This is a genomic window from Tabrizicola sp. (assembly GCF_022842145.1).
GTDB lineage: Bacteria > Pseudomonadota > Alphaproteobacteria > Rhodobacterales > Rhodobacteraceae > Tabrizicola.
The window spans coordinates 356,295-382,848 of the sequence record NZ_JALHQD010000003.1; the positions used below are offsets into that span (position 1 = coordinate 356,295).

The 26,554-nt window shown below is 64.9% G+C and carries 25 protein-coding genes; 11 read left to right on the forward strand and 14 right to left on the reverse strand.

The annotated features are described in order from the left end of the window. Window positions 1-271: 271 nt before the first annotated feature. Window positions 272-2,884 carry a type I DNA topoisomerase gene (gene topA / locus Q0C42_RS09890; protein ID WP_295074681.1) on the forward strand — a complete coding sequence of 871 codons (2,613 nt, stop codon included), beginning with the start codon at window positions 272-274 and terminating at the stop codon, window positions 2,882-2,884. Window positions 2,885-3,046: 162 nt separating this feature from the next. Here topA and choV read toward each other — a convergent pair whose 3' ends face one another. The 3 genes from choV to choX are packed head-to-tail and all read right to left on the reverse strand — an operon-like array spanning window position 3,047 to window position 6,039. After that, window positions 3,047-4,069 carry a choline ABC transporter ATP-binding protein gene (choV, locus tag Q0C42_RS09895; RefSeq protein ID WP_295075323.1) on the reverse strand — a complete coding sequence of 341 codons (1,023 nt, stop codon included), beginning with the start codon at window positions 4,067-4,069 and terminating at the stop codon, window positions 3,047-3,049. Window positions 4,070-4,071: 2 nt separating this feature from the next. Further along, window positions 4,072-5,058 (reverse strand): ABC transporter permease subunit, encoded by a 987-nt coding sequence (locus tag Q0C42_RS09900; protein WP_295074683.1) that lies wholly within the window; start codon window positions 5,056-5,058, stop codon window positions 4,072-4,074. 51 nt (window positions 5,059-5,109) lie between these two features. Next, on the reverse strand, window positions 5,110-6,039 hold the full coding sequence (choX, locus tag Q0C42_RS09905; protein WP_295074685.1) for a choline ABC transporter substrate-binding protein: 930 nt from the start codon (window positions 6,037-6,039) through the stop codon (window positions 5,110-5,112). Between the two features lie 87 nt (window positions 6,040-6,126). Here choX and betI point away from each other — a divergent pair, with 87 nt between their 5' ends. From betI to Q0C42_RS09920, 3 genes are all read left to right on the forward strand, one after another. Beyond that, window positions 6,127-6,708 (forward strand): transcriptional regulator BetI, encoded by a 582-nt coding sequence (gene betI / locus Q0C42_RS09910; RefSeq protein ID WP_295074687.1) that lies wholly within the window; start codon window positions 6,127-6,129, stop codon window positions 6,706-6,708. A gap of 1 nt (window position 6,709) precedes the next feature. Beyond that, entirely contained in the window at window positions 6,710-8,359 is a 1,650-nt protein-coding gene (gene betA / locus Q0C42_RS09915) for a choline dehydrogenase (RefSeq protein ID WP_295074689.1), read from the forward strand. Between the two features lie 90 nt (window positions 8,360-8,449). Then, a complete protein-coding gene (locus Q0C42_RS09920; protein WP_295074691.1) occupies window positions 8,450-8,686 on the forward strand; it encodes a DUF465 domain-containing protein in 237 nt (78 codons plus the stop codon). Window positions 8,687-8,732: 46 nt separating this feature from the next. Here Q0C42_RS09920 and Q0C42_RS09925 read toward each other — a convergent pair whose 3' ends face one another. The 3 genes from Q0C42_RS09925 to Q0C42_RS09935 form a co-directional block, all read right to left on the reverse strand. Next, a complete protein-coding gene (locus tag Q0C42_RS09925) occupies window positions 8,733-10,127 on the reverse strand; it encodes a short-chain fatty acyl-CoA regulator family protein (protein WP_295074693.1) in 1,395 nt (464 codons plus the stop codon). Between the two features lie 55 nt (window positions 10,128-10,182). Then, on the reverse strand, window positions 10,183-11,391 hold the full coding sequence (locus tag Q0C42_RS09930) for a multidrug effflux MFS transporter (RefSeq protein ID WP_295074695.1): 1,209 nt from the start codon (window positions 11,389-11,391) through the stop codon (window positions 10,183-10,185). Between the two features lie 62 nt (window positions 11,392-11,453). Continuing rightward, window positions 11,454-11,807 carry a DMT family protein gene (locus Q0C42_RS09935; RefSeq protein ID WP_295074697.1) on the reverse strand — a complete coding sequence of 118 codons (354 nt, stop codon included), beginning with the start codon at window positions 11,805-11,807 and terminating at the stop codon, window positions 11,454-11,456. Between the two features lie 186 nt (window positions 11,808-11,993). Between Q0C42_RS09935 and Q0C42_RS09940 the strand changes: the two genes are divergently transcribed. From Q0C42_RS09940 to Q0C42_RS09965, 6 genes are all read left to right on the forward strand, one after another. Next, the gene (locus Q0C42_RS09940; RefSeq protein ID WP_295074699.1) at window positions 11,994-13,526 is read left to right on the forward strand and encodes an acyl-CoA carboxylase subunit beta; all 1,533 of its coding nucleotides are present in this window, start codon (window positions 11,994-11,996) and stop codon (window positions 13,524-13,526) included. Between the two features lie 2 nt (window positions 13,527-13,528). Next, entirely contained in the window at window positions 13,529-13,939 is a 411-nt protein-coding gene (locus tag Q0C42_RS09945; RefSeq protein WP_295074701.1) for a DUF6497 family protein, read from the forward strand. Between the two features lie 217 nt (window positions 13,940-14,156). Then, window positions 14,157-14,285, forward strand: coding sequence for a hypothetical protein (locus Q0C42_RS09950; protein ID WP_295074703.1), 129 nt, complete (start codon window positions 14,157-14,159; stop codon window positions 14,283-14,285). 183 nt (window positions 14,286-14,468) lie between these two features. After that, on the forward strand, window positions 14,469-14,864 hold the full coding sequence (locus Q0C42_RS09955; protein ID WP_295074705.1) for a hypothetical protein: 396 nt from the start codon (window positions 14,469-14,471) through the stop codon (window positions 14,862-14,864). A gap of 313 nt (window positions 14,865-15,177) precedes the next feature. Further along, the gene (locus tag Q0C42_RS09960; RefSeq protein WP_295074707.1) at window positions 15,178-15,396 is read left to right on the forward strand and encodes a hypothetical protein; all 219 of its coding nucleotides are present in this window, start codon (window positions 15,178-15,180) and stop codon (window positions 15,394-15,396) included. Between the two features lie 107 nt (window positions 15,397-15,503). Further along, window positions 15,504-17,507: an acetyl/propionyl/methylcrotonyl-CoA carboxylase subunit alpha gene (locus Q0C42_RS09965; RefSeq protein WP_295074709.1), complete on the forward strand. Its 2,004-nt coding sequence runs from the start codon at window positions 15,504-15,506 to the stop codon at window positions 17,505-17,507. Between the two features lie 91 nt (window positions 17,508-17,598). Here the strand turns inward: Q0C42_RS09965 and Q0C42_RS09970 are convergent, their stop codons facing one another. Beyond that, on the reverse strand, window positions 17,599-18,069 hold the full coding sequence (locus Q0C42_RS09970) for a DUF4174 domain-containing protein (protein WP_295074711.1): 471 nt from the start codon (window positions 18,067-18,069) through the stop codon (window positions 17,599-17,601). A 67-nt stretch (window positions 18,070-18,136) separates the two neighbouring features. On the opposite strand from Q0C42_RS09970, the gene scpA reads away from it, so the two are divergent. After that, the gene (gene scpA, locus Q0C42_RS09975) at window positions 18,137-20,263 is read left to right on the forward strand and encodes a methylmalonyl-CoA mutase (RefSeq protein WP_295074713.1); all 2,127 of its coding nucleotides are present in this window, start codon (window positions 18,137-18,139) and stop codon (window positions 20,261-20,263) included. Between the two features lie 112 nt (window positions 20,264-20,375). Here scpA and Q0C42_RS09980 read toward each other — a convergent pair whose 3' ends face one another. The 7 genes from Q0C42_RS09980 to Q0C42_RS10010 form a co-directional block, all read right to left on the reverse strand. Then, on the reverse strand, window positions 20,376-21,347 hold the full coding sequence (locus Q0C42_RS09980; protein WP_295074715.1) for a class I SAM-dependent methyltransferase: 972 nt from the start codon (window positions 21,345-21,347) through the stop codon (window positions 20,376-20,378). A gap of 193 nt (window positions 21,348-21,540) precedes the next feature. Then, on the reverse strand, window positions 21,541-21,990 hold the full coding sequence (locus Q0C42_RS09985) for a hypothetical protein (RefSeq protein ID WP_295074717.1): 450 nt from the start codon (window positions 21,988-21,990) through the stop codon (window positions 21,541-21,543). Window positions 21,991-22,021: 31 nt separating this feature from the next. Then, a complete protein-coding gene (locus Q0C42_RS09990) occupies window positions 22,022-23,086 on the reverse strand; it encodes an endonuclease/exonuclease/phosphatase family protein (protein ID WP_295074719.1) in 1,065 nt (354 codons plus the stop codon). Beyond that, on the reverse strand, window positions 23,083-23,796 hold the full coding sequence (locus Q0C42_RS09995) for a molecular chaperone DjiA (RefSeq protein WP_295074721.1): 714 nt from the start codon (window positions 23,794-23,796) through the stop codon (window positions 23,083-23,085). Before Q0C42_RS09995 ends, Q0C42_RS09990 begins: the two co-directional genes overlap by 4 nt. Window positions 23,797-23,827: 31 nt before the next feature. Further along, window positions 23,828-24,313, reverse strand: coding sequence for a GNAT family N-acetyltransferase (locus Q0C42_RS10000; protein WP_295074723.1), 486 nt, complete (start codon window positions 24,311-24,313; stop codon window positions 23,828-23,830). Then, on the reverse strand, window positions 24,310-24,921 hold the full coding sequence (locus Q0C42_RS10005) for a VOC family protein (protein WP_295074725.1): 612 nt from the start codon (window positions 24,919-24,921) through the stop codon (window positions 24,310-24,312). The genes Q0C42_RS10000 and Q0C42_RS10005 overlap by 4 nt, the downstream gene beginning before the upstream one ends. Continuing rightward, the gene (locus Q0C42_RS10010) at window positions 24,921-26,489 is read right to left on the reverse strand and encodes a Ppx/GppA family phosphatase (RefSeq protein WP_295074727.1); all 1,569 of its coding nucleotides are present in this window, start codon (window positions 26,487-26,489) and stop codon (window positions 24,921-24,923) included. The genes Q0C42_RS10005 and Q0C42_RS10010 overlap by 1 nt, the downstream gene beginning before the upstream one ends. Window positions 26,490-26,554: the final 65 nt, after the last annotated feature.

Sequence of the window (26,554 nt, forward strand, 5' to 3'; positions counted from 1 at the left end):
TACGCGCGTATGCATCGAATGCATACCGAAAGCATATGCCGGGAATAGGCCGGATCTTGCCACGGTGACGCCAGTTAATCCTGCGTTCACAAGGCATTGTGGTGCGCCACCTTCCCCATGTCCCGCTGCCTTACCCTGCGCCGTTCACCTTCCCCGAACCTTCGCTCCGGCCCCCTTCCCACGGCACCTCCTCCTGACCCCCGGTTGACAAGCCTCCCGCTTCGCCCACATGTTGCCCCGCCATTTGCCGGCCCGGGAGTTTCAGGAACACATGCCAGTCGTCGTCGTGGAATCCCCCGCCAAAGCCAAGACAATCAACAAGTATCTCGGCCCCGACTTCGTCGTTCTCGCCTCCTACGGCCACGTCCGCGACCTTCCGGCAAAGGACGGCTCCGTCGATCCCGCGAACGGTTTCGACATGCTGTGGGAAGTTTCCCCCGAGTCGAAAAAGCACATCCGCGCGATCACCGAGGCCTTGAAGACCGACGACACCCTGATCCTCGCCACCGACCCCGACCGTGAGGGTGAAGCGATCAGCTGGCACTTGAAGGAAGCCCTGCAAGGCAGCCTGAAGAAAGGTAAAAAAGTCGCCCGCGTCACCTTCAACGCCATCACCAAGGACGCGGTGACCAAGGCGATGAAAGAGCCGCGCGACATCGACACGCCCTTGGTCGAAGCCTATCTCGCACGCCGCGCGCTGGACTACCTCGTCGGCTTCACCCTCTCGCCTGTCCTGTGGCGGAAACTTCCCGGCGCCAGGTCCGCGGGCCGCGTCCAATCCGTCTGCCTCCGCCTGATCGTCGAGCGCGAGATGGAGGTCGAGGCCTTCAAGGCCCAGGAATACTGGACCGTCAAAGCCGTCTTCCGTACCCCCCGCGGGCAGGAGTTCGAGGCCGGGATGGTCACCCTTGGCGGCAGAAAGCTGACCAAGTTCGACATCCCCACCGCCACCGCCGCCGAGCTTGCCGTCGAGGCAGCAAAGCACCGTGATTTCAAGGTGATGTCGGTCGAATCGAAGCCCGCGACGCGCAACCCCTGGCCGCCCTTCATGACCTCGACCCTCCAGCAGGAGGCTTCCCGCAAATATGGCATGGGCGCCAAACAATGCATGAACGCCGCGCAACGCCTCTATGAGGCGGGGTACATTACCTACATGCGGACCGACGGCATCGACATGGCCCCCGAAGCGGTGATGGCCACCCGCGACGAGATCAAGCGTCGCTTCGGCGAGGATTACGTCCCCGCCAGCCCGCGCATGTACAAGAACAAGGCCAAGAATGCGCAGGAAGCGCATGAATGCATCCGCCCGACAGAGATGGGGCTCGGGCCGGAAAAGATCCGCGTCGAGGATGACCAGAGAAAGCTCTACGACCTGATCTGGAAGCGCACAATCTCCTCCCAGATGGCCGCCGCGCGTCTGGAGCGGACTGCGGTCGACATTGCCTCGTCCGATGGCGAAGTGGCGTTTCGGGCGAACGGGCAGGTCGTTCTCTTCGACGGCTACCTCAAGGTCTACGATCAGGGCCGCGATGACGAAGACGATGAGGAAGGCCGCCTGCCGCAGGTCATGCAGGGCGAAAAGCTGGACAAGGGCGGCATCACGCCCGAGCAGCACTTCACCCAGCCCCCGCCGCGCTACACCGAAGCGACGCTGGTCAAGCGGATGGAAGAGTTGGGGATCGGTCGCCCATCGACCTATGCCTCGGTCCTGACCACCATCGTTGACCGGGAATACGTCCGGAAGGACAAGAACCGGCTTTTCCCCGAGGACAAGGGGCGGCTTGTGACGGCCTTCCTGTCCAATTTCTTCAAGCGGTATGTGGAGTATGACTTCACTGCCGATCTTGAGACCGAACTCGACGACGTCTCTGCCGGCGACCGCGATTACAAGGACGTGCTGACCCGCTTCTGGCGCGACTTTTCGGCGGCCGTGGCCGAAACGGCGGACCTTCGGATTGGCGAGGTGCTGGACAAGCTGGACGAGTTCCTGGCCCCCCACCTTTACCCGGCGCGGGCCGATGGCAGCGACCCAAGGGTCTGCCCGACCTGCGGGACGGGGCGGCTGCATCTGAAAACGGCCCGCTCTGGCGGGGCGTTCATCGGTTGCGGCAACTATCCGGAGTGCCGGTATACCCGGCCCATCGCGGGGGATTCCGAGGGTGCCGCGTCAGACGGGCGCATTCTGGGGCAGGACGAAAACGGGGTCGAGATTTCGATGCGGGCGGGCCGGTTCGGCCCCTATGTCCAGCGCGGTGAGGCGACAGAGGCGCAGCCAAAGCCGGACCGGGCGAGCCTCCCGAAAGGCTGGACGCCGGACGGGCTGACGCTGGAACGGGCACTGGCCTTGCTGTCGCTTCCGCGAGAGGTGGGCAAGCACCCCGAGGACGGCCAGCCGGTCGAGGCCGCCATCGGCAGGTTCGGGCCCTATGTGAAGCATGGATCGGTCTATGCAAACATTCCCGACGTCGAGGAAGTCTTCACCATCGGGATGAACCGGGCGATGGAAGTGCTGGCCCAGAAGGCCACGCGGGGCGGACGGGCGGCGCCTGCCGGGCCGCTGCGGTCGCTTGGGGCGCACCCGGATGGGGGCGAGATCCAGGTTATGCCCGGCAAGTACGGGCCTTACGTGAAGTGGGAAAAGGTCAACGCGACGCTGCCGAAGGGGGTGGAGCCGGAGGCCGTCACGCTGGAGGAAGCTTTGGTCCTGATCGCCGAGAAGGCGGGGAAGTCCGGCGGGAAGAAGAAGGCCGCGCCGAAGAAGGCGGCGGCAAAACCGGCGGCGAAGAAGGCTCCGGCAAAGGCGGGGGCTGCGAAGAAAGCCCCGGCGAAGAAGGCACCGGCGAAGAAGGCCCCGGCGAAAAAGGCAGGCGCCGCGGCGGAATGAGCGCCCACGGTGGCACGCCGGGATGATCCTTTGAAATCAACCGGTTGGTAGCGGTCGTTCAGGGTTTCTTAACTTGTGAAGACCGGGAGCGCGTCTGACGCCGGGCCAAAAATCTTCGAAGATTTTTGCACGGAATTTTCGAAAATTCCGGCTCCCGGTCGGTCAACCGTTGCGCGGGTTCAGCAGGCGGCCCATCACGTCAGCTGACCTTATCACCCCTAGCCGGGTGCCGCCCTCGGCCACCACCAGGGTCGAGGCCCCGCCGCGCAAAGCCTCCATCACCGTCTTGACCGGGGTTTCCGGTCCGACTTCCTGACCCTCGCCCGGCCCGCTGACCATCACGTCCCGCGCGGTCAGCACACCCAAGGGGTTCATGTGGGCCACGAACTCGGCGACGTAGTCGGACACGGGATTGGCGATGATCTCGCGGGCGGTGCCGCATTGGACGATCCGGCCGCCTTCCATCAGCGCGATGCGGTTGCCGATCTTGAACGCCTCGTCCAGGTCGTGACTGACGAAGATGATCGTGCGTTTCAGCTTGGCTTGCAGGTCCAGAAGCTCGTCCTGCAGCTTGGCGCGGATCAGGGGGTCGAGGGCGGAAAACGGCTCGTCCATCAGAAGGATCGGCGCTTCAGTGACGAAGGCGCGGGCAAGGCCGACGCGCTGCTGCATGCCGCCCGAAAGCTCGCCCACCCGACGCTCGGCCCATTGGCTGAGGTTCACCAGTTGCAACTGCGCATCGACGCGGGGACCGCGCTCTTCGGGTGATATGCCCGCAAGCTCCAGCCCCAGGCCGACATTTTCGCGCACCGTGCGCCAGGGAAGAAGGCCGAACTGCTGGAACACCATCGCGACCCGGGTCGCGCGCAGGCGGCGGAGCGACGCGGGGTCGGCCTTGGTGACCGACACCATCCTGTCGCCGTCGTTGATCCGGACCTCACCGCGCACCACGGGGTTCAAGGCGTTCACGCCCCGCAGAAGGGTGGACTTGCCCGAGCCGGAAAGCCCCATCAGAACAAGGATTTCGCCGGTCGCGACGGTGAGGCTGCAGTCGTGCACCCCCAGCACCTGGCCGGTGGCCTGCTGCACCTCGGACCGGGATTGACCCTGGTCCATGAGAGGCATGGCGCGTTCCGGGTGGTCGCCGAAGACGATGGAGACGCGGTCGAATTCTACTGCGGGCAGGGTCATGTGCGGGTCACCCGAAGCATGCGGTCAAGCAGGATGGCAAGGGCGACGATCACGGCCCCGGCCTCGAACCCCTGGTCGGGACGGACGCGGTTTAGCGCCTCGACCACCGGGACGCCCAGGCCAGCGGCGCCTACCCAAGCGGAGATCACGACCATCGAGAGCGACAGCATGATGGTCTGGTTCAGGCCCGCCATGATCTGCGGGAAGGCGTAAGGGAGTTCGACCTTGTACAGCACCTGCCTGGGGGTGGCACCAAAGGCGGTTGCGGCCTCCAGCAGAGCGGTGGGGGTGGTGGAGACGCCAAGGTGCGTGAGGCGGATCGACGTGGGCACCACGAAGATGATCGAGGCGAAAAGCGCCGGAACCACCCCGATGCCGAACAGGATGACGAAGGGGATCAGGTAGACCGGAGCGGGCAGGGTCTGCATCAGGTCAAGGACCGGCTGCATCGCCTGATACATCCGGGGCCGGTGGGCAGCGGCGACGCCGATCGGCACGCCAAGCGCCATGCAGATCGCGCAGACGAAGGCGACGAGGCCCAAGGTCTCGGTCGTCTTGTCCCAGTAGCCCTGATTGATGATGTAGAGAAAGCCGACAAGGACGATGACCACGGGCTGCCAGCGGCGCTGGATGACCCAAGTCAGGGCCATGAAAAGCGCGACGACGACCAAGGGGGCAAGGCTTTCCGGCAGGGCGGGCACGGCGACCCCGGCGATCCGCAGGCCAAGGATCAGCACAAGCCCGACCCCGGCCACGACGCCCATGTCGCGGTATCGCCGCAGGATGGCGAGCACAAGAACGGCCACAACCAGCGCCAGCACGTCAAGCGGCGGTTCCTGCAAGAGACCGATCAGCCCTTCGATGGCGCTTTCGGTGGCGTCACCGAAGTCCTTGAAGTTTTCCTTGAAGTTCAGTTTCAGCCAGTCGAACGCGATCTTTGCCGCCTTGCCGACCGGAATTTCCCATGCTGTCAGGAATTCCATCCGTCCCCCGTCACGAAAAAGGCCCCGAACCGTGGTTCGGGGCCGCGCTGGTTACTGGAGGGCGGCCGTAACGGCAGCCTTGGCGTCACCGCCGTCCTTGGTGGTCACACCGTCAAGCCAGCCTTCCCAGGCGGTTGAGTTGGCGGCGAGCCAGGCCTTGGCCGCATCGCGCGGGTCGGTGCCGTCGTTCAGGATCGCGCCCATGATCTCGTTTTCCATCGGCAGTGAGAAGGCGAGGTTTTGCAGGAACTTGCCCTGGTTCGGGCATTCCGCGACATAGCCCGCGCGGGTGTTGGTCGCGACGGTCGCGCCGCCAAAGTTGGGGCCAAAGTAGTCGTCGCCGCCGGTCAGGTAGGTCATCTTGAAGTTGGCGTTCATCGGGTGGGGTTCCCAGCCGAGGAAGATGATGGGCGCGCCTTCGGCGTCCTTGTTGGCGACCTCGGCCAGCATGCCCTGTTCGGAGGATTCGACGACCTCGAAGCCGTCAAGCCCGAAGGGACCCGAAGCGATCATGTCCTGGATCAGGCGGTTGCCGTCGTTGCCGGGCTCGATCCCGTAGATCTGGCCTTCCAGCGCGTCCTTGTGCGTGGCGATATCCTTGAAATCCTTGATGCCAAGCGCGGCACCGGCCTCGTTGGTCGCCAGGGTGTACTTCGCGCCTTCAAGGTTGGTGCGGACGGTGTCCACGGTGCCCGCGTCGCGGTAGGGGGCGATGTCAGCCTCCATCGTGGGCATCCAGTTGCCAAGGAACACGTCGATGTCCCCCTCGGCAAGGCCGGTATAGGTGACAGGGACGGCGAGGACCTTGGTCTCGGTCTCATACCCCAGCGCCTCGAGAACGAGGGTGGTCGCGGCCGTCGTGGCGGTGATGTCGGTCCAGCCGACGTCGGAAAACACGATCTTGTCGCAGCCTTCGGCAAAGGCAGATCCGGCCATTGCGAAGGTGACAGCGCTCGTGAGGAGGGTGGATCGGATGGTCATGGCAGGCTCCCCGTATTTTTGTTGATTGACGAGTCAATAAACTTCGCCCTTATTCGGTTTGGCAAGAGTTTTCTGGGGCCGCACCGAATGCCGAAGCTTGGAATGGAGCCTATCCGCAAGGAAGCGTTGGTAAAAGCCACCATTGTCGAGATCGGCAGGGTGGGGTCTCTGGACGTGACGGTCAGCCAGATCGCCAAGCGGGCGGGGATGTCTTCTGCGCTGGCGCACCATTATTTCGGCTCGAAGGAAGAGATGTTTCTGGCCGCGATGCGCCACATCATGACGCTTTACGGCGCGGAAGTGCGGGGTGCCCTGGCGGCGGCCGAGGGGCCGGAGGGGCGGATCCGGGCGATTCTGCGGGCGTCGTTCAGCCCCGGCAACTTCCGGCGCGAGGCGGTGGGCGCCTGGCTGAACTTCTGGGTGCTGGCGCAGACGGTGCCCGAGGCGAAGCGGCTTCTGGCGGTCTACCAGCGGCGGCTGCGGTCGAACCTGGTGGCGGGGCTTCGGCCCCTGGCGGGCGTGCGGGCCGAGGCGATTGCCGAATCGCTGGGGGCGCTGATCGACGGTTTGTACCTGCGTGAGGTTTTGAAATCGGGGGCCCCGGACGGGGCATTGGCGGTGGGGATGGCGCTGCGCCACCTTGACGCGGAACTGGCGCGGGGGGCCTGAGATGCACGCGGATTATGTGATCGTGGGCGCAGGCTCGGCGGGCTGCGCGATGGCCTACCGGCTGGCCGAGGCGGGCAAGCGGGTGACGGTGATCGAACATGGCGGGTCCGACGCGGGGCCGTTCATCCAGATGCCGGGGGCCTTAAGCTATCCGATGAACATGGGGCTCTACGACTGGGGGTTCGCGACCGAGCCCGAGCCGCATCTGGGCGGCCGGGTTCTGGCGACACCGCGGGGCAAGGTCATTGGCGGCTCCTCGTCCATCAACGGGATGGTCTATGTCCGTGGCCACGCGAAGGACTTCGACACCTGGGCCGAGATGGGCGCGGATGGCTGGGCCTATGCCGATGTGCTGCCGTATTTCAAGCGGATGGAGCAGTCGCACGGCGGGTCCGGGCCAGAGTTCCGGGGGACGGACGGGCCACTGCACATCTCGCGCGGACCACGGGAAAACCCTCTCTTCGACGCCTTCATCGAGGCGGGGCGCCAGGCGGGCTATCCGGTGACGACGGATTACAACGGCCGACAGCAGGAAGGCTTTGGCCCCTTTGAAGCGACGATCCACAAGGGGCGGCGCTGGTCGGCGGCGAATGCCTATCTGAAACCCGCGATGGCGGGGGGAAATGTGCAGATCGTCCGGGGCTTTGCCCGCAAGGTCGTGATGGAAGGCAAGCGCGCGGTCGGGGTCGAGATCGACACCCGCGCGGGGCGGCAGGTGATCCGGGCGGGCAGGGAGGTGATCCTTGCCGCGTCCTCGATCAATTCGCCCAAGCTTCTGATGCTGTCGGGGATCGGACCTGCGGCGCATCTGAAAGAGCATGGGATCGACGTGATCGCGGATCGCGCCGGCGTCGGGGCGAACCTGCAGGACCACCTGGAAATCTACATGCAGTTCGCGGCCAGCCAGCCGATCACCCTGTACAAATACTGGAACCTCTGGGGCAAGGCCTGGGTCGGGGCGCAGTGGCTGCTGACGGGCAAGGGGCTTGGCGCCTCAAACCAGTTCGAGGCCTGCGCCTTCATCCGGTCGAAGGCGGGCGTCGAATATCCCGATATCCAGTACCATTTCCTGCCCATTGCCGTCCGCTACGATGGCAAGGCCGTGGCCGCCGGGCATGGGTTCCAGGCGCATGTGGGGCCGATGCGGTCGAAGTCGCGCGGCTCGATCACGCTGCGGTCGGGCAACCCCGCGGACGCGCCGGTCATCCGGTTCAACTACATGTCGCACCCCGAAGACTGGGAGGATTTCCGCACCTCGATCCGGCTCACGCGGGAAATCTTCGGGCAGGAGGCGTTCAAGCCGTATCTGAAGGGTGAACTGCAGCCCGGAACCCAGGTCCAGGATGACGTCCAGCTGGACGATTTTCTCCGCGATCATGTCGAAAGCGCCTATCACCCCTGTGGCACCGCCCGGATGGGCCGGGCGTCCGACCCGATGGCGGTGGTCGATCCGGAATGCCGGGTGATTGGCGTCGAAGGTCTGCGCGTGGCCGACTCGTCGATCTTCCCGCAGGTCACGAATGGCAACCTGAACGGGCCTTCGATCATGACCGGTGAGAAGGCGGCGGATCATATTCTTGGCCGCACGCCCCTGCCGGCATCGAACCTGGAACCGTGGATCAACCCGAACTGGCGCGTCTCGCAGCGGTAATGGGATCAGCCGCGCGCGACTTGATCCCGGTCAAAGCCTGACCGGCTTGGACCCTTTAGACTGACGGGGACAGTCAAAAAGGAGACAGGCATGTCGAACACCCCGCACACGCTGCATGAGGAATTCCCGGCAGAAGCGCAGAAGATCAGCGCATTGAAGGTCGCAGACCCGCATTTCGCCGGTCTGCTGATCGAGTACGATCTGGTCAACGACAAGGTGCATCGGTCGGAAGCGCGGCTGGATCTGCTGACCGAGACCGAGGAAGAAACCCTGCGCAAGGTGCGGTCGCGGCTGAAGGACCAGATCGCGGCGGCGCTGCGGAAGTAGGCGGCTTCTTTTCCGGCTTCGTCGCCTACTTGCAGGGGCGGCGGGGCTAGCCGATCTCGTATGGCAGGATGTCCCGGGCGTTCGGGTTGATCTTCAAGCGCCCTTCCAGCGGTGGAACGCTGCGCTGGTGGCAGTTCACGCGTTCGCAGATCCGGCAGGAAATGCCGATGGGCTCGAACCGGCCTTTCAGGTCAAGACCGTCGGAGTAGACCAGTTGCGGGGCGTGCTGCACTTCGCAGCCAAGCCCGATGGCATAGCGGCGGACCGGGGCCAGGAACGCTCCGGCAGGTTTCGAGACATCGCGGGCCAGGCACAGGTAGCGGACACCGTCTGGCGTTTCCGCCAGTTGGCGCAGGAACTGGCCCGGCGTCTCGAAAGCCTGGTGGACGTTCCACAAGGGGCAGGCCCCGCCGAAGCGGGCGAATTGCAGGCGCGTCGAGGAGTGGCGCTTGGTGATCGTTCCCGCCTGATCGACGCGGACGAAGAAGAACGGGATCCCCTTGGCGCCGGGTCTTTGCATCGTGGAAAGCCGGTGGCCCACCTGTTCGATCGAGGCGCCGAAGATATCGGCAAGGCGCTCCAGATCGTGGCGGACCTCCTGGGCGATGGTCAGGAAGGCGCGGTACGGCAGGAGGGCGGCCCCGGCGAAATAGTTGGCAAGTCCGATCTTGGCAATATCGCGCGCTTCGGGCGTGGAAAAGCGGGCGAGGTCGAGGGTGGCTTCCAGGAGATCGTTCTGGGTCAGAAGGGCGATCTGGTGCAGAAGCTGGAAGCGCTGCGAGGGACCTGATGCACGGGCCGAGATGTCCAGACGGCGGGCAGCAGGGTCATAGTGACGAAGCGGAGCGGTGTTGGAATAGTGCAGGCTGATGCCAGCGCGCTTGAGCAGATCCTGGGCCAGGATTTCTACAGGCTTTCCATTGGTTGCGGAGGTCGCGAAATGTTCCGCCGCGCGGTCGATGGCATCCAGGTAATTGTCGCAATAGTGAAAGAAGTCGCGAACCTCTTCCCATGCTGACGGGCGCATCGAGGCATCTTCGCGACCTAAAGCCTCGTCCAGAGAGGCCAGGCGCTCGTGCGTCTGGCGGTAGGCGCGGTGGAGGTCAAGGAAGGCGCGCGCCAGCGCGGGCGCGTTCGATGCGGCAAGGCGCAGGTCCGCCAGGGGCGGCGTGGCGGTGGTGAAGACCGGATCGGCCAGTGCCTCGCGCATGTCGGTGACAAGGCGTTCGCTTTCGCCGACGGTCAGTTCGGTGACGTCGAGGCCGAATTCCTGCGCCAGGGCGAGGACCACGGCGGCACTGACGGGCCGGTGGTTGTTCTCCATCTGGTTGAGGTAGGGCAGCGATACCGAAAGCTTGTCGGCGAAGGCCTTCTGGGTCAGCGACAGACGTCCGCGGATCTCGCGCAGTTTGACACCGGCGTAAAGCTTCTGGATCGCCATTTTCACCTCTTTGCAAAGCTATGGGGCGCTTTGCAAAGGTCCGTCAATGGGGATGTCAGGCCACACCGATCTGGCGCGCGCGGCGGATGACGAAAAGGATGGAGACGACGGACGCGACCGAGGACGCGAGCATCAGGAGGATGAGCGGCATCTCTGACGAGCCGGGGCCTAACAGGATGCCCGCAAGTGCTGCCAATGCTGCCCCGCCGCCGATCAGGATCGCGCCGCCCAGGCCCGAGGCGGTGCCGGCAAGGTCGGGGCGCACCGACAGCATCCCCGCGTTGGCGTTGGGCAGGCAGATGCCATTGCCAAGGCCCATGAAGACGGTCAGGCCGAAGAAGGTGGTGGGACCGGACAGGCCCGCAAGGGTCAGAAGGGTCAGCATGGCAAGGCCAAGCGACGTGACCGTGCAGCCGATCAGGATCATCCGGTTCATGCCGATGCGGACGGAGTAGCGTCCGGCAAAGAAGTTGCCCAACGCATAACCGATGGCCGTCAGGGCAAAAAGCGCGCCGACATGTGTCGAGGACAAGCCGTAAATCTTGTCGCCGACGTAAGGCGCTCCGCCGAGGTAGGCGAAGAAGCAACCCGAGGCGAAGGCGGCCGAAAGCGTGTAGCCCCAGAACCTGCGTGAGGTGAGGAGGGTGGGGTAGGTCCGGATCTGCTCGCGTAGACTGACGCGGCGGAGGGTCGCGGTTTCGCCGAGGTCGGCCCAGACCAGGGCCAAGGTTGCGAGCCCGAGGATCAGGAGAAGCGCGAAGTTGGCCTTCCAGCCGTAGAAATCGTCCAGGACGCCGCCGATGACGGGGCCGATCATGGGCACCAGGCTCATCCCCATCGTGACATAGCCGATCATGCTGGCGGCCTGGGCATCGGCGACCATGTCGCGGACGACGGCTCGGGACAGGACCATGCCGGCGGCGATCACCGCCTGTGCCATGCGGAAGATCAGGAACCAGGTGGCGGTGGGGGCGAGGAGGGTGCCCACCGTCGCCAGAAGAAACAGGACCAGCGACCAGATCAGGACAGCACGGCGGCCGTAACGGTCCGAGATCGGGCCGATGACGATCTGCAGAAGCGCCGAAAGAAGGAGGTAAAGTGCCACCGACTGCTGCATCAGGCCGTAAGAGACGCCGAAGTAGGTTGCCATTCCCGGCAGCGAGGGCAGGAAGATGTTCATCGTCAGGGCCGAAAGCCCGGCCATGAGAATGAGGGTGACGATCTTCGGGGGCGTCGTCCGGTCTAGAAATACGGCGTCTTGCATGGGGAACGGCTACGCCTGCGGTTCGGGTTTGTCCACGGGGCCGGGGGTGGGGAAACCCGACGTCACGTCCATTTGTAGAAAATGAAGAACGCCCCCGCTCCGATGAACGCGAAGCCGACAAGGTGGTTCCAGTGCAACGGTTCTTTCAGGTAGAGGACCGAAAAGACGGCGAAGACGGAAAGGGTGATGATCTCCTGGATCGTCTTCAGTTCGGCGGCGGAAAAGTAGCCGTGACCGATACGGTTTGCCGGTACCTGCAAGACGTATTCGAAGAAGGCGATTCCCCAGGACACAAGGATCACGGTGATCAGCGCGCTTTCCTTGAACTTCAGGTGCCCATACCAGGCAAAGGTCATGAAGACGTTCGAGGCAAGCAGCAGGCCAATTGTCACGACGGGGATGGGCAGGTTCAGCATGATGTCCTCGGGGTTTCTTGCGCGTAGTGGGCATAGCGCGGCGGGCGATTGACGGCCAATTGTTTGCAACTTCGCAATTTGACGCAGACTGGTTGGACTCAATATGCAAATTTTCTCATTCGTGCTTCTCGCAGATGCAGCGTTCCCCTAGATTGCCGCGAACCATCAACCGTGGGGGAGCGCGCGATGAAGGATATTCTGGGAGAGCTTGAGGGTCGTCGTGCCGCCGCGCGCGCCGGTGGGGGCGAACGTCGCGTGGCCGCGCAGCACGCCAAGGGCAAGTTGACAGCGCGCGAGCGGATCGAGTTGCTGCTGGACGAAGGGTCGTTCGAAGAATTCGACATGTTCGTCGCCCACCGCTGCACCGACTTTGGCATGGAAAAGGACCGGCCCGCGGGCGATGGCGTCGTGACCGGCTGGGGCACGATCAACGGCCGGCAGGTCTATGTCTTCAGCCAGGACTTCACGGTGATGGGTGGCTCGGTGTCCGAGACCCATGCCGGGAAGATTTGCAAGATCATGGACATGGCGATGCAGAATGGCGCGCCGGTCATCGGGATCAACGATTCCGGCGGGGCGCGCATCCAGGAGGGTGTCGCCTCGCTGGCGGCCTACGGCGAGGTGTTCCAGCGCAACATCGAAGCCTCGGGCGTCGTGCCGCAGATTTCCCTCATCATGGGGCCTTGCGCCGGTGGGGCGGTCTATTCCCCGGCGATGACCGACTTCATCTTCATGGTGAAGGACTCCAGCTACATGTTCGTCACCGGCCCCGATGTGGTGAAGACCGTGACGAACGAGGTGGTGACGGCCGAGGAGTTGGGCGGGGCATCAACCCACACCCGCAAGTCGTCGGTCGCCGACGGCGCCTTCGAGAACGACGTCGAGGCGCTGGCCGAGGTGCGGCGGCTGTTCGACTTCCTGCCGCTGAACAACCGGCAGAAGGCACCGGTCCGGCCGTTCTTCGACGATCCGTCGCGGATCGAATCCAGTCTAGACACCTTGGTGCCCGATAACCCGAACCAGCCCTACGACATGAAGGAACTGATCGCGAAGGTCGCCGACGAGGGCGATTTCTTCGAGGTGCAGAAGGATTTCGCGGGCAACATCATCATCGGCTTCATCCGGCTTGAGGGCCAGACGGTGGGCGTGGTGGCGAACCAGCCGATGGTCTTGGCCGGGTGTCTTGACATCGACGCCAGCCGCAAGGCCGCCCGCTTCGTCCGGTTCTGCGATGCTTTCGAGATCCCGATCCTGACTTTCGTCGACGTGCCGGGCTTCCTGCCGGGGACGGGGCAGGAGTACGGCGGCGTCATCAAGCACGGCGCGAAGCTTCTGTTTGCCTACGGCGAGGCGACTGTGCCGAAGGTCACGGTCCTGACCCGCAAGACCTATGGCGGGGCCTATGTGGTCATGGCGTCCAAGCACCTGAAGGCAGATTTCAACTATGCCTGGCCCACCGCCGAGGTCGCCGTGATGGGCGCGAAGGGGGCGGTGGAGATCCTGTATCGCTCCGAACTTGGCGAGCCGGAAAAGATCGCAGCACGGGTCAAGGACTACGAGGACCGTTTCGCCAACCCCTTCGTGGCGGCGGAAAAGGGCTTCATCGACGAGGTGATCATGCCGCATTCGACCCGCCGCCGGGTGGCGCGCGCCTTCGCGGCGCTTCGGGGCAAGAAGGCGGTCATGCCCTGGAAGAAGCACGACAATATCCCGCTTTGACCATGCAGTACACCCGGACCCTTTCTGTCCTCCTTCTGGCTGCCCTGGTGGCGGTTTCGGGCTGTCAGGACGACACGACGGCGGGGCCGACGGTCGAGGTTCCGTCGGGCCGCACGCTTTCGCTGATCGACGTCATCACCAACGCCCCGGGACCAGAGGGTGCCGCGGCGCGCTTTCGCTTCCTGGCCGCGGGGCTGACGTCCGAAGACGCCGAGGCCTCGTCAGCCGACATGCAGGTGGTTTGCGACAGCTTTGCGCTGGAACGGACGGACGGTATGGTGCCGGAACCCCAGCAGATCATCATCTCGTTTGCCAGTGCCGCCGTCCCCTTTGGTGAAGCGGCTCCCGATGTGGTCCAATTCTTCGAATCCTTCCGGATCGAGAACGGTGCCTGCGTCTGGGAGGTATTCTGATGCCGTTCCGGTTGCCACATATGGATTTTCCTGCTGGCCTTGCACAATGGGCTGATGTAGGAACGCCACAGGTCGGGAACTTGGTCTGGCTGACATACCAAACCGGATCTCTTTCGGTTAGGGTGGCGACGGGCCGGGCCAAATCGGCCTTCAACAGCGAACAGGTGCCGGATTGCCGCGAGGGGTCCGAAGCACCAAAAGAAAGATGGAGTAGAGGATGTCGAAGAGCGCACGTCTCGTTCTGGTTCTGGCAATGGTTTCGGCTATCGCCGCCTGCGCCAAAAAAGAAGAAGTTGTTGTCGAGCCGGTCATGCCGGAAGTCGCCGACACCGGCAAGTACAAGTAATCTTCCGGAGCGGGCCTGCCTGCCTTCGCAGGCTAGGCCCGCACCAATCCCTCGCCTCCTGCGCATCGGCGCGGTCTGCAGGCAAAACTGTCCCGACATTGCTGGTCTGATCTGCGGCCTATGGGCTGCGCCGCCGCTTTCGCCTATCCGTGCTGTCGACTGCCATGACAGGAGACAGACCAGATGCTGAAGCACCGCGGTTTTCCCGGCCGGATGCCGGGCACCGATTTCCAGTTCACCATCCGCCGCGCCAACGTGAAAGAGGGCGCGACCAAGCTGATCAAGCGCGAGCGGTACAAGGATCGCAAGCACGTGGACCGGCTGGCCGATGCGGCCTTCATGGCCGCACTTTGGCAGTGTTTCGGGGAAGAACCGTTCGAGCGTGGCAATCTAGATGCCGGGCGGCTTTCCTGGCTCTTCGGGCGCGAGGTAATACCTGCGGAAGACCCGTTCGACCCTAGTTCCTACTATGCGCTGCTGCGGATCGACGTGAAGCGCGCTGAAGCCGCTTTCCCTCAGGTCTTCGCGCCCGATGCGCCGGACGCGCTGGGGAATGACTGGGACGAGGAGGAAGACTAGGCATGAAATTGCCGACGCCCCAGTCCTTTTGGCATGGATTTGCCCAACGTCTGGGCGGCGTTTGCATAGCATTTGCAATGGTATCTGCGGCGCGCCATTGTCTCTTTGCGTGTCACTGGCAGTCAGGTCATGGCGCGCGCACTCAACGTTGTTACCCTTCCCCTACCCTTCGGTCCGGCCCGTCCCAGGCCGGACCGATCCTTATGGGCGGATCTGGTGACGATTGCGTGGGCCGCCAGAAAAATTGCTTTCAAATCCGTGCTGTTGCGGTAGAATCTTCCGCAATAACAACAAAACAACGAGGCAGTACCCCATGCGCAAGTCGCTTATCGTCTTCGCTCTTCTCTCTACGTCCCTGGCCGGCTGCATGCAGGACCCGGCGTCGCGCGGCATGGCCGGCGCGGCGGCTGGCGCGCTTGTCGCTGACGCGCTGGACGAAAACATGCTGGCCGGCGCCGCACTTGGCGGGATGGCCGGACTTGCCACCTGTGGCATCGAGCTGGGCTTGCCGCCCTGCAACTCGGGCTACTGAGTCAGCTGTAGTTCTGGCCGCCTTCGGGCGGCTTCAAACCGACACAAGGACCATCCGGGCTGACCGCCCGGGTGGTCCTTTTTCTTTGCGCCTGATGGGGGGAGCCGATGTTTGACAAGATCCTGATCGCCAACCGGGGCGAGATCGCCTGCCGCGTGATCAAGACTGCACGCAAGATGGGGATCAAGACGGTGGCGGTCTATTCCGACGCCGACCGCAATGCGCTGCATGTGAAGATGGCGGACGAAGCGGTGCATATCGGGCCGCCCCCCGCCGCGCAGTCCTACATCGTGATCGACAAGATCATGGACGCCATCCGCCATACCGGCGCGCAGGCGGTGCATCCGGGCTATGGCTTCCTGTCGGAGAACATGAACTTCGCCGCCGCTCTGGAGGCCGCAGGGGTGGTCTTCGTCGGACCTCCCAGCCCGGCCATCGAGGCGATGGGGGACAAGATCACCTCGAAGAAGCTGGCGATGGAGGCGGGGGTTTCCACGGTGCCGGGCTACATGGGCCTGATCGCGGATGCGGACGAGGCGGTGAAGATCTCGGGTCAGATCGGTTATCCCGTGATGATCAAGGCCAGCGCGGGCGGCGGCGGCAAGGGGATGCGGATCGCCTGGAACGAGGGCGAGGTTGCCGAAGGCTTCCAGTCCTCGAAGAACGAGGCGGCGGCATCGTTCGGCGATGACCGCATCTTCATCGAGAAGTTCGTCACCCAGCCGCGCCACATCGAAATTCAGGTGCTCGCCGACAAGCACGGCAACTGCGTCTATCTGCATGAGCGGGAATGTTCGATCCAGCGCCGGAACCAGAAGGTCATCGAAGAGGCCCCCTCGCCGTTCCTGGACGAAGCCACCCGGAAGGCGATGGGCGAACAGGCCTGCGCTTTGGCAAAGGCCGTGGGCTATACCAGCGCCGGGACGGTGGAGTTCATCGTCGATGGCAACCGCAACTTCTACTTCCTTGAAATGAATACCCGTCTGCAGGTCGAACACCCGGTGACGGAACTGATCACCGGCGTTGACCTCGTCGAACAGATGATCCGCGTGGCGGACGGCCAGCCGCTGCCCTTCAAGCAGTCGGACCTCAAGATCCACGGCTGGGCGATGGAAAGCCGCCTTTACGCCGAGGACCCCTACCGGAACTTCCTGCCCTCCATCGGTCGTCTCACCCGCTACCGGCCCCCGGTCGAAGGTTGCACCGAACGCGGCGGCGTCGTGCGCAACGATACCGGCGTCTACGAGGGCGGCGAGATCAGCATGTTCTACGACCCGATGATCGCCAAGCTCTGCACCTGGGGTCCGACCCGCGCCGATGCCATCGAAGAGATGCGGCTGGCACTGGACACGTTCGAAGTGGAAGGCATCGGTCACAACCTGCCGTTCTGTTCCGCCGTGATGGACCACCCGCGCTTTGCCAGTGGCAACATCACCACGGCCTTCATTGCCGAGGAATATGAGGGTGGTTTCACCGGGGCCACACTGGACTCTTCGCTGCTGCGGCGCGTGGCTGCCGCGGCGGCGGCGATGAACCGGGTCGCGGAAATCCGGCGCACGCGGATTTCCGGCACGATGGACAACCACACCCGCCGCGTTGGCGACGACTGGGTCGTCACGCTGCAAGGTGAAAGCTGGCCGGTGACGATCAAGGCCGACCCAGCGGGTTCGACCGTGGTGTTCGAGGACGGCACCGACCTGCGGGTGGAAAGCGACTGGTCGCCGGGCCAGCCCCTCGCCCGCCTGACGGTTGGCGGCGAGCCTTTGGTCATCAAGACGGCCAAGGTCCCCATGGGTTTCCGGATGCGGCTGCGCGGCGCGGACCTGAAGGTCCACGTCCAAAGCCCGCGTCAGAAGGCGCTGGCGGGTCTGATGCTGGAGAAGTCCCCGCCGGACACCTCGAAATTCCTCCTCTGCCCGATGCCGGGTCTGGTGGTGAAGATCGCGGTTTCCGAGGGCGAGGAGGTCCAGGAGGGCCAGGCTTTGGCGACGGTCGAGGCGATGAAGATGGAGAACATCCTGAAGGCCGAGCGGAGGGGCGTAGTCAAGACCATCAAGGCCAGCGCCGGCGCCAGCCTGCGGGTCGACGATGTGATCCTGGAGTTCGAATGACGCAGCACAGGTCAGGCCGGGGGCGATTTCTTCGAAGAAATCGTGTCGGAGCCTTGGAAGGCTCCGCTGCGGAGTTTTCGAAAACTCCGCTTTACCGCCCCGCCGGGCTCTTCTCCAGCGACTCGGACCGGGCGATCGGCATCTTCTCGATGGAGTTGACGATCTCGCGCCCGTCCCAGGGCAGGGGCTTGCGGATCATCGGCTTCCAGTCCTTGTCCATCAGCACCAGCGAAAAGCCTCGGGGTCGCAGCTTCTGGCGCAAGCTGGAAGCGGTCGCGGGATCGGTGTCGGTGATGAGGATCACGTCGCGGGCGTCAAGCTCGGCGTAGTAGCGCTTCAAAAGCTCCATCTGCCGCACGAAGGCGGGATCGTTGGGGCTGTCGGCAAAGACGATCACCGGGCGGCGCAGGAAGAGAAGGTCGGCTTCGACCACCTCGGACGCAGGAACGGGGCCGAAGGCGGGAACGACGGCAGGGGCCTCATCGGCCCCGGCGGGTAAGGTTAGCGCCGGGATGGCAAGGGCCAGGACGGCGAGGAAAGAACGACGGGCGATAAGCTGCATGGCCTTCATATAGGGGGCATTCGGCAAAAGCCCAAGCGCGCGGAAGCGTCGCGGATTGGAGAGTGTGATGACGGACCTGAAGGCATGGGAGGCGCTGGCCTCGAAAGAGTTGAAGGGCAAGGGCCCGGAGGCCCTGAACTGGCAGACGCTGGAGGGGATCACGGTCAAGCCGCTATACACGGCCGCCGATGTGGAGGGCTTGCCGCAGATGGGCGAGCTGCCGGGCGTGGCACCCTTCACGCGGGGGGTACGGGCGACGATGTATGCCGGGCGGCCCTGGACGATCCGGCAATATGCCGGGTTCTCGACCGCCGAGGAGTCGAACGCGTTCTACCGCAAGGCCTTGGCGGGCGGGCAGCAGGGGGTCTCGGTGGCCTTCGATCTGGCGACGCACCGGGGGTATGACTCGGATCACCCGCGGGTCGTGGGGGATGTAGGCAAGGCCGGGGTGGCGATTGACAGCGTCGAGGACATGAAGATCCTCTTCGACGGCATCCCCTTGGAAAAGATCAGCGTTTCCATGACGATGAACGGGGCCGTGATCCCGATCCTGGCCAGTTTCATCGTGGCGGGCGAAGAGCAAGGCGTGTCGCGGGCGGACCTGTCGGGGACGATCCAGAACGACATCCTGAAAGAATTCATGGTGCGGAACACCTACATCTACCCGCCCGAGCCTTCGATGCGGATCATCGCGGACATCATCGAGTTCACCTCGGCCGAGATGCCGAAGTTCAACTCGATTTCCATCAGCGGCTACCACATGCAGGAAGCCGGGGCGAACCTGGTGCAGGAGCTGGCCTTCACGCTGGCCGACGGCAAGGAATATGTCCGCACCGCCATCGAACGCGGGATGGACGTCGACGATTTCGCCGGGCGGCTGTCGTTCTTCTTCGCCATCGGGATGAACTTCTTCATGGAGGTCGCCAAGCTGCGCGCCGCGCGGATGCTGTGGCACCGGATCATGGACGACTTCGGGGCGAAGAAGACCTCCAGCCTGATGCTGCGGACGCATTGCCAGACCTCGGGCGTGTCCTTGCAGGAGCAGGACCCCTACAACAACGTGATCCGCACGGCCTATGAGGCGATGGCGGCGGTTCTTGGGGGCACTCAATCCCTGCATACGAACGCGCTGGACGAGGCGATTGCCTTGCCGACCGAGTTCGCGGCGCGGATTGCCCGGAATACCCAACTAATCTTGCAGGAGGAGACGGGGATCACCCATGTCGTCGATCCTCTGGCGGGGTCCTACTACGTGGAAAGCCTGACGAACCAGCTTGCCGAACAGGCGTGGAAGTTGATCGAAGAGGTCGAGGCGATGGGCGGCATGACCAAGGCGGTGGCCTCGGGGATGCCGAAGCTGCGGATCGAGGAGTCGGCTGCCCGCAGGCAGGCGATGATCGACCGGGGCGAGGAGGTGATCGTCGGGGTCAACAAGTACCGCAAGGACAAGGAAGACCCGATCGACATCCGCGACATCGACAACGGTGCAGTGCGCGACGCTCAGGTCGCGCGGCTGAAGACGGTGCGGGGCTCGCGCGACGAGGCGCGGTGCCAGGCGGCGCTGGCGGAGTTGACGCGGCGGGCGGGTGAGGGTGGCAACCTACTGGAAGCGGCGGTGGAGGCGGCCCGCGCCAGGGCCTCGGTCGGGGAGATATCGGACGCAATGGAAAAGGTGTTCGGGCGGCATCGGGCCGAGGTGAAGACCCTGGCGGGGGTCTATGGCGCGGCCTACGAGGGGGACGCCGGGTTCCAGCAGATCCAGCAGGACGTGGAGGCCTTTGCGGAGGCCGAGGGTCGGCGGCCGCGGATGCTGGTCGTGAAGATGGGGCAGGACGGGCATGACCGGGGGGCTAAGGTGATCGCCACGGCCTTTGCTGACATCGGGTTCGATGTCGACGTGGGGCCGCTGTTCCAGACGCCCGAGGAAGCGGCGCAGGACGCGATTGACAACGATGTCCATGTGATCGGGATCTCCAGCCAGGCGGCGGGGCACAAGACGCTGGCTCCGAAGCTGATCGAGGTGCTGAAGGCGCGGGGGGCGGGGGATATTCTGGTCATCTGCGGGGGGGTCATTCCGCAGCAGGACTATGATTTCCTGAAGGGGGCCGGGGTGAAGGCGATCTTCGGGCCGGGGACCAACATTCCCGCGGCGGCGAAGGAGATCCTGGATCTGATCCGCGCGGCGCGGGGGTAGGCACCGCGCGTGGTGCGGAGGTTCGCGGCCATGAATTCAAGCACTTGGCTGCGGGCATTCATGGGGTGTTAACCTGAATTCGGGCGGTCAGCCAGGCAGCTGGCCTCCCCCTTCAGGCCGGGGCCAGACGCGCAAAGACGCCGATGCAGTCGTACTTGCGGTCCGGCGGAAGCCGCGCCGAGCGGGCAAGAAGCGCGAAGGAGTTGAGCAGGCTGCGGTGCGGACTGGCAACGCCCTCATTTGCCAGCATGGTGTGGATCTGGTTTTCCCAGGCCCGCCAGCCAGTGGTGAAGTGCCGGGTATAGCCGTGATGGTTCAGGTCGAAGACCGTCAGCCCCGCCGCGTTGCACAGGCCGGTCAGCGACGATCTGGTGAAGAAATGCAGGTGCCGGGGCACGTCCAGCATCTCGGATATCTGTGCGAGGGTCCGGAAATAGACCGAACCGCAGTTCGGCACCTCGCAATAGAGGATGCCCGAGGGCGACAGGAGGTCGCGGATCGACGTCAGGGCCTTCAACGGGTCGCGGCAATGTTCCAGCACATGCGTCATGGTGACAAGATCGAAGCGCTGGCTGGCAAGCGCTTCGGGCAGGTCCTCGGCGGTGCCGGGCAGCACATCAAGCCCCTTCGACGCCGCCACGGCACGCGCCTTCGGGTCTGGTTCGACCGCGACCAGCCGACGCCCGCCTCCCGCCAGCGCTGCCAGGAAGTCGCCATTGCCGCAGCCGATGTCCAGCACCGACTGCGCCCCCGCTGCGCGCCGAAGCAGGCCCGGTGCGTCCATCAAGGTGCCACTGTCGTTGAGATAGGCGCATTTCAGCAGCACGCGGTCCATGAGCCCCGGCCTGACGTCCGGCATGTGCGACGCACCGCTGGTGTAATAGGCAGAGAGGTCATAGGCCGCCAGAAGTGCCGCATCGTCCGGCTGCCGCAGGGTCGTGCCAAGGTCGCAGGCGTCACACCAGACCAGCGATCCCGTCCCGACCGGCGCACGCTTCTTGGCATCGACCGGCATGGTCAGCCAAGGTCGAAGACCGGTTGTCGGCGTGCCGCAAAGCGGGCAGTGATCTGCCTTGGCGGTCATGTCTGAGCCCCCCTGGATACCGGTGCTTGCTGGTCCTTTGTCCCTTCCCGTGCCGATTGTGGCCCGGGCCCTTCCAGATCACGTGGGGTGATGGGGACGCCTTTTCAAGCCATCGGCGACCGTTCCAGATGAACCGGATGGACAAGGTGCCGCGCCAGTCCTGCGGCCGTGGAAAGCGGCCGGTCCTGGCGCCTTAAAGCTCGATTTCGCCGTTCCGGCCGGGCTGCGGCTCTGCCTGCGGGTCAGGCCGGGACTCGGGCGCGGTTTCGGGCGCAGTTTCCGGAGCAGTTTCGGGCGCAGTCTTGGGGGACAGGGGCGCGTTGCGGCGGATCAGGATGTCGCCGTTCGGCAGCACGACCGGCATGTCATAGTTGGTGAAGTCATCCACCAGCGCGAAAAGTTCGGTGATCTTCGGGCCAATCTCTTCGCCCAAGCCCTCAAGCACCGGGGCCATCTGCTCCAGCGCCTGGCTCATCTCTGCGATGGCGGGCTCTGCCTCGGTCATGAAGCCACGGAAGAGAAGCTTGGCACCTTCCTCCATCAGGCTGAAACCGTTCTCCTCGGCTTCTGCTTCGGGGGTGGCGGGAGCTTCCTGCGCAAGGACAGGAGTGGCGGCAAGGATCAGGGCGAGTGCGAGTTTCATGAGGCGCATATGGGAAGCGCCAGGGGTGTTGTCAAACCCTCGAGGGCAGGACGCCGAAGGGCAGGTCAATAGTCACCGGAAAATGGTCCGACGCCTGCAAAAGCGCCTCGCGCAGTTCGGGGACATCCATCACACCGGGGTCGTTGAACGGATGCCAGATGCGCCATTTGGGCTGCTGGGCGGCAAGGTCGGGCGAGACCATGACGAAATCGAGAAGCGCCTCGAAGAACCGTTTTTGCGGCGCGATGTAGAAGCGCGCGGTGGTGGGAGCCAGACCGACCCGGCGTTGCAGGGCCATCGCTGCATGGGGATCGGACAGAGTTAAAGCCGGGTCGGGCGTGGTGCCAAGAACGATCTCGACCCCGGAATGGCCGAACAGCTTTTCGAATTCGTCGATGCCGGGGCCGTCGTTGAAATCGCCCATCACGATCAGGCTGTCGCCCTGCGCCAGATGAGCCTCGACCCGCTGGCGGAGCCAGAGGCACTGGGCAAGCTGCTTGCGGCGGTTCTCGATCGACAGGCGGATCTGCGCTTCGCGCCCGACGGCACCGTAGGGGTTCTTCGACTTGGCGTGGACGCCGATGAGCCGCAGCTTCACGCCTTCGGCGGTGGTCACCGCAAGCTCGAACGGCGGCTTGGAAAAGCGGATCGTCTCGCTGATGTTGTCGGCATCAAGGTCGTAGCGGAAGGTGGTGTCGAAGCGGGGCGCCTCATGCGAGCCGTGGCTGGTCGACGGCGCGCCTTGCGGATCGTGGCGGGCGGTCAGGCGGTCGGGGTCGTAGAGGAACGCGATTTCCTGTTCCGTGTCAGAGGGATAGCCGATCAGCGCGCGATGGGCCCGCAGGCCGGCGGCCTTGGCGAAGGTTTCCAGCGCGCGGGCGGTGGACCGCTTGCCGTTGGTGTCCGGGGCCTCGATGATCATGACGCCGTCGGCATCCAGTGCGGTGAACACGATGGCCAGCGCGGCCAGCTGTTCGCCGCGGCTAAGCTTGTAGCGACTGGAGGGGGCGTGGTCGTCCAGCATCCGGCCATGGTCATCGAACAGCGCGTTGAACCATTCGACGTTGTAGGTGGCAAGCCGCAGGGGCCGGGTCATGCGGCCGCCTTGGCGGAGATTTCGCGCCAGGCTTCGTTGATCAACTGCAACCGGCGTTCGGCCAGTTTCATTGCCTCGGGCGGGACGCCGCGGGATTGCAGGACGTCGGGGTGGGTGTCGCGGACGAGGTCCTTCCAGGCCTTGCGGGCAGCGTCCTTCGGCGCGTCGCGGGGCAGGCCGAGGACGTCGTAGGGGTCGCGCGGGGCGCCTTCGACAAGGCGCGAGCGGACGATGTTGAAGCAGCGGTCGTCCAGCCCGAAGGCGTCGGCGACATGGAAAAGGAAGGCGTCCTCGCCGGCGTGGTAGGAGCCGTCGGCAATGGCGATCTGGAAGAGGGCCTCGAGGATGTCGACCAGGACGTGGTGGTCGTCGGCGCAGATGCGGTGGCCGTCGGGGTTGAAGAGGCGGGCGATCTTGCGGGCATAGGCGTCAAAACCCGCGACATCCTGGCGGGCCAGGTCGTAGACCCGTGCGGCGTGCTGTTCCTCGCCCTCGGGGAAGGTGAAGATGCGGCGGAAGGCGGTGACCTCGTCGCGGGTCACGGTGCCGTCGGCCTTGGCCATCTTGGCACCAAGCGCGAGGACGGCGATGGTGAAGCCAATGGAGTGTTCCGGTGCGGGATCGTTGCGCAGGCGGTCGAAGACCACGGACAAGGGCTCGCCCTTGGCGAGGGCGGCGAGGGCCTCGGTAATGCGGGTCCAGATCGACATGGGGGGACTTTATCGCGGCGAATGGCAGATGTCAGAGGAATTTCTGCATCAGCACAAGGTCCATGTAGCGGCCGAACTTGAAGCCGGCTTCGTGGATGGTGGCGATGTGGCGGTAGCCAAGGCGGGCGTGGAAGGCGCGGCCTTCGGGGTTTTCGCCCGAGACGCCGGCGATCATCTGGTGGGCACCGCGGGCGCGGGCGTGGCCTTCGACGGCGGTCATCAGCGCGCGCCCGATCCCGCGGCCGTGGGTGCCGGGAAGGAGGGAGATCGAATGCTCCATGCAGGTGCGGTAGCCCTCGCCGCCACGGAACTGGCCGTAGCTGGCCTGGCCGAGAAGCGTGTCACCCATCGCCGCGACAAGGAAGGCGTGGCCGGAGGCTGCCTTGGCGGCGATCATGCCGAGGATGTCGTCCTCGGACTTCGGGACCGGGTTGAAGGTGACGGCGGTGGTCTCGATCCAGTGGTTGAGGAGTGCGGCGAGAGCCTTGGCGTCGGCGGGTTCGGCGGGGCGGATCATGTCAGGACGCGGAGACCTTGCGGCGTGTCGAAGGTTGCTCGGAGCGAGCGGTAGGGGCCAAGCCGGACGTGCAGGCGGGGGTCGGCTAGGCCCTCGAGGGCGGCTTGCAGGGCCGGGGCGTCGGGGTGGGTGATGTCCAGCCGGGTCAGGCGGATGCCGTGGTCCCGCAGGGTGCGCGCGGGGTGAAGGTCGCCCTGCCACTGGATCAGCGCGGGAAAGCAGTCGTCGAAAGGAAGCTTGCCCAAGGCAGGCACGGCAAAGCGCCAGCGGTAGTCGCCGCGGGCAAGGTCAGTGGCGGTGCCCGTGCCCTCGGGCGCGGCAGCCAGGGCGGCATCCAGGTCGTCGGTCCGGCAGATCCAGTTCGTCAGGCGGGGCGGACCCTGGAAATGGTCGAGGTCGAACCAGCGGGGATGGGGGGGGCTGGCGGCCTCGGGGTCGATGGCGATGACTTCGAGGTAAAGGTCGCCAAGTCCCAGAAGGCGGTTGTGCGTGCCCATGTGCGGGTGCTTGCCCCCGCCTGTCAGCGGCACGCCAAGCGTCGCCTCTACCCAAGCGGCACCTTCTTCCAGCGTCGCGGCGGAGACGGCAAGGTGATCAAGCTGCAGCATCACTCGACGGCTTTCAGCACGACCTTGGTCTGCGCCTTCAGGGACAGCGCCAAGGCGGCGAAACGGGCCTGCGCGACCTCGCCAAAAAGGCCGAGGCCGTCTTCAGTCAGGGCCAGGGTCAACTGGCGCTTCTTGAGGTTCCAGCGCAATTCGCCGGCCTGGGTCGGATCGCCGATCGAGAACATTGCCCCGAACCGCATCGCCTTGCCCAGTGCCTCGGCCTCCTGGATGTCGGTTTCGCTCAGCAGGCGGAAGAGCGGCTCCATCCTGCTGCCGGCTCGGCTGTTCTTGTAACGGTGGAGGAGCGCCAGGCCCAGGAACACCCGGCCGGGGTGGTCAAGGCCGCCAAGGTTCGCGCGGGTCGCGTTGTCGAAGCACGCTTCGGCGCGGTAGTCGGGGTGGGCGCGCCAGGTGGTGTCGTGCAGCAGGCACGCGGCCTTGACGAGACGCAGACGCTCCTGCGTCGCCCCCTTGAAGAGGGGTTCGAGAAAGCTGAACAGCTTCTTTCCGAAGCCCGGGATGCGCGCCTGGGTAAGCTCGGTCATCCGCGCCGCCTCGATCAGGGGGTCGCGGGCGCGCAGGCGTTCGGGCATCTGTTCGTAAAGCAGCCCCTCGCGGATGCCATAGGCCGAGACATCGATCTCGGAGGGTTTCAGCACGCGGATGATCTCGCGCAGGACCTCGCAGGCGAGGGGGACCAGCTCCATCCGTTCAGCACTGGTGCCGGTGCGGCCCCGCAGGGCGGGCAGGTCGGTGGTCTGCAGCCAGTCCAGCGTGGCAAGAAGCCCCTCGGGCGTCATGCGGTATTCGTGCAGCACGGTCAGCGGGTAATTCCGCCGCTCCATGTCCAGCCGCGCGATGACCCGCCAGCTGCCCCCGACAAGGTAGATGCGGTCCGCGTCGGGCTTGATGTCGCGGATGGCGGCTTCCAAGATCGCGTCGATATGCGCCTTGCGCTTTTTGGGGTCGGCCGAAACCTGTTGCAGACGGAACGGGCCCAGCGGCGTCGAAACCCGATGGCCGACGCGGCCGTTGCCGATGCGGGCAAGTTCCATGGAATTGCCGCCGATGTCGCAGACGATGCCCTTGGCGTCGGGCCAGCCCAAGAGGACGCCCTGGGCCGAGAGCCGCGCCTCTTCGTCGCCGTCGATGACGTGGAGCCGAAGGCCGGTCTCGCGCAGGACGCGGGCCTGGAATTCGGGGCCGTCCTCGGCTTCACGGGTGGCGGCGGTGGCGACGACGGTGAAGGGGGAGATGTCCATGCCCTTGGCCAGAAGCGAGAACCGCTTCAGGGCGGACACGGCGCGTTCCTTGCCTTCGGGGTTCAGCCGCCCGGTCTGCGCGAGGCCCTTGCCCAGGCCGCACATGATCTTTTCGTTGTAGAAATAGGCCGGGCTGCGCGCGGCCCCATCGAAGACCACCATGCGGACCGAGTTCGAGCCGACATCGACCACCCCGACCCGCGACAGCGCGCGGGCGGAAGGGTCGTCGAACAGCGGTTTGCCGAAGGGGCCCCAATCGCCCGCATCGTCGTCATCGGGAAGGGCGGCGTGTCCGTCAGCGGCCATCAGAAGAATCCCCCGGGGTCTTGCGGCGGCATCGTGCAGGCCCGCGCCTGAAGGGTCAACCGTCG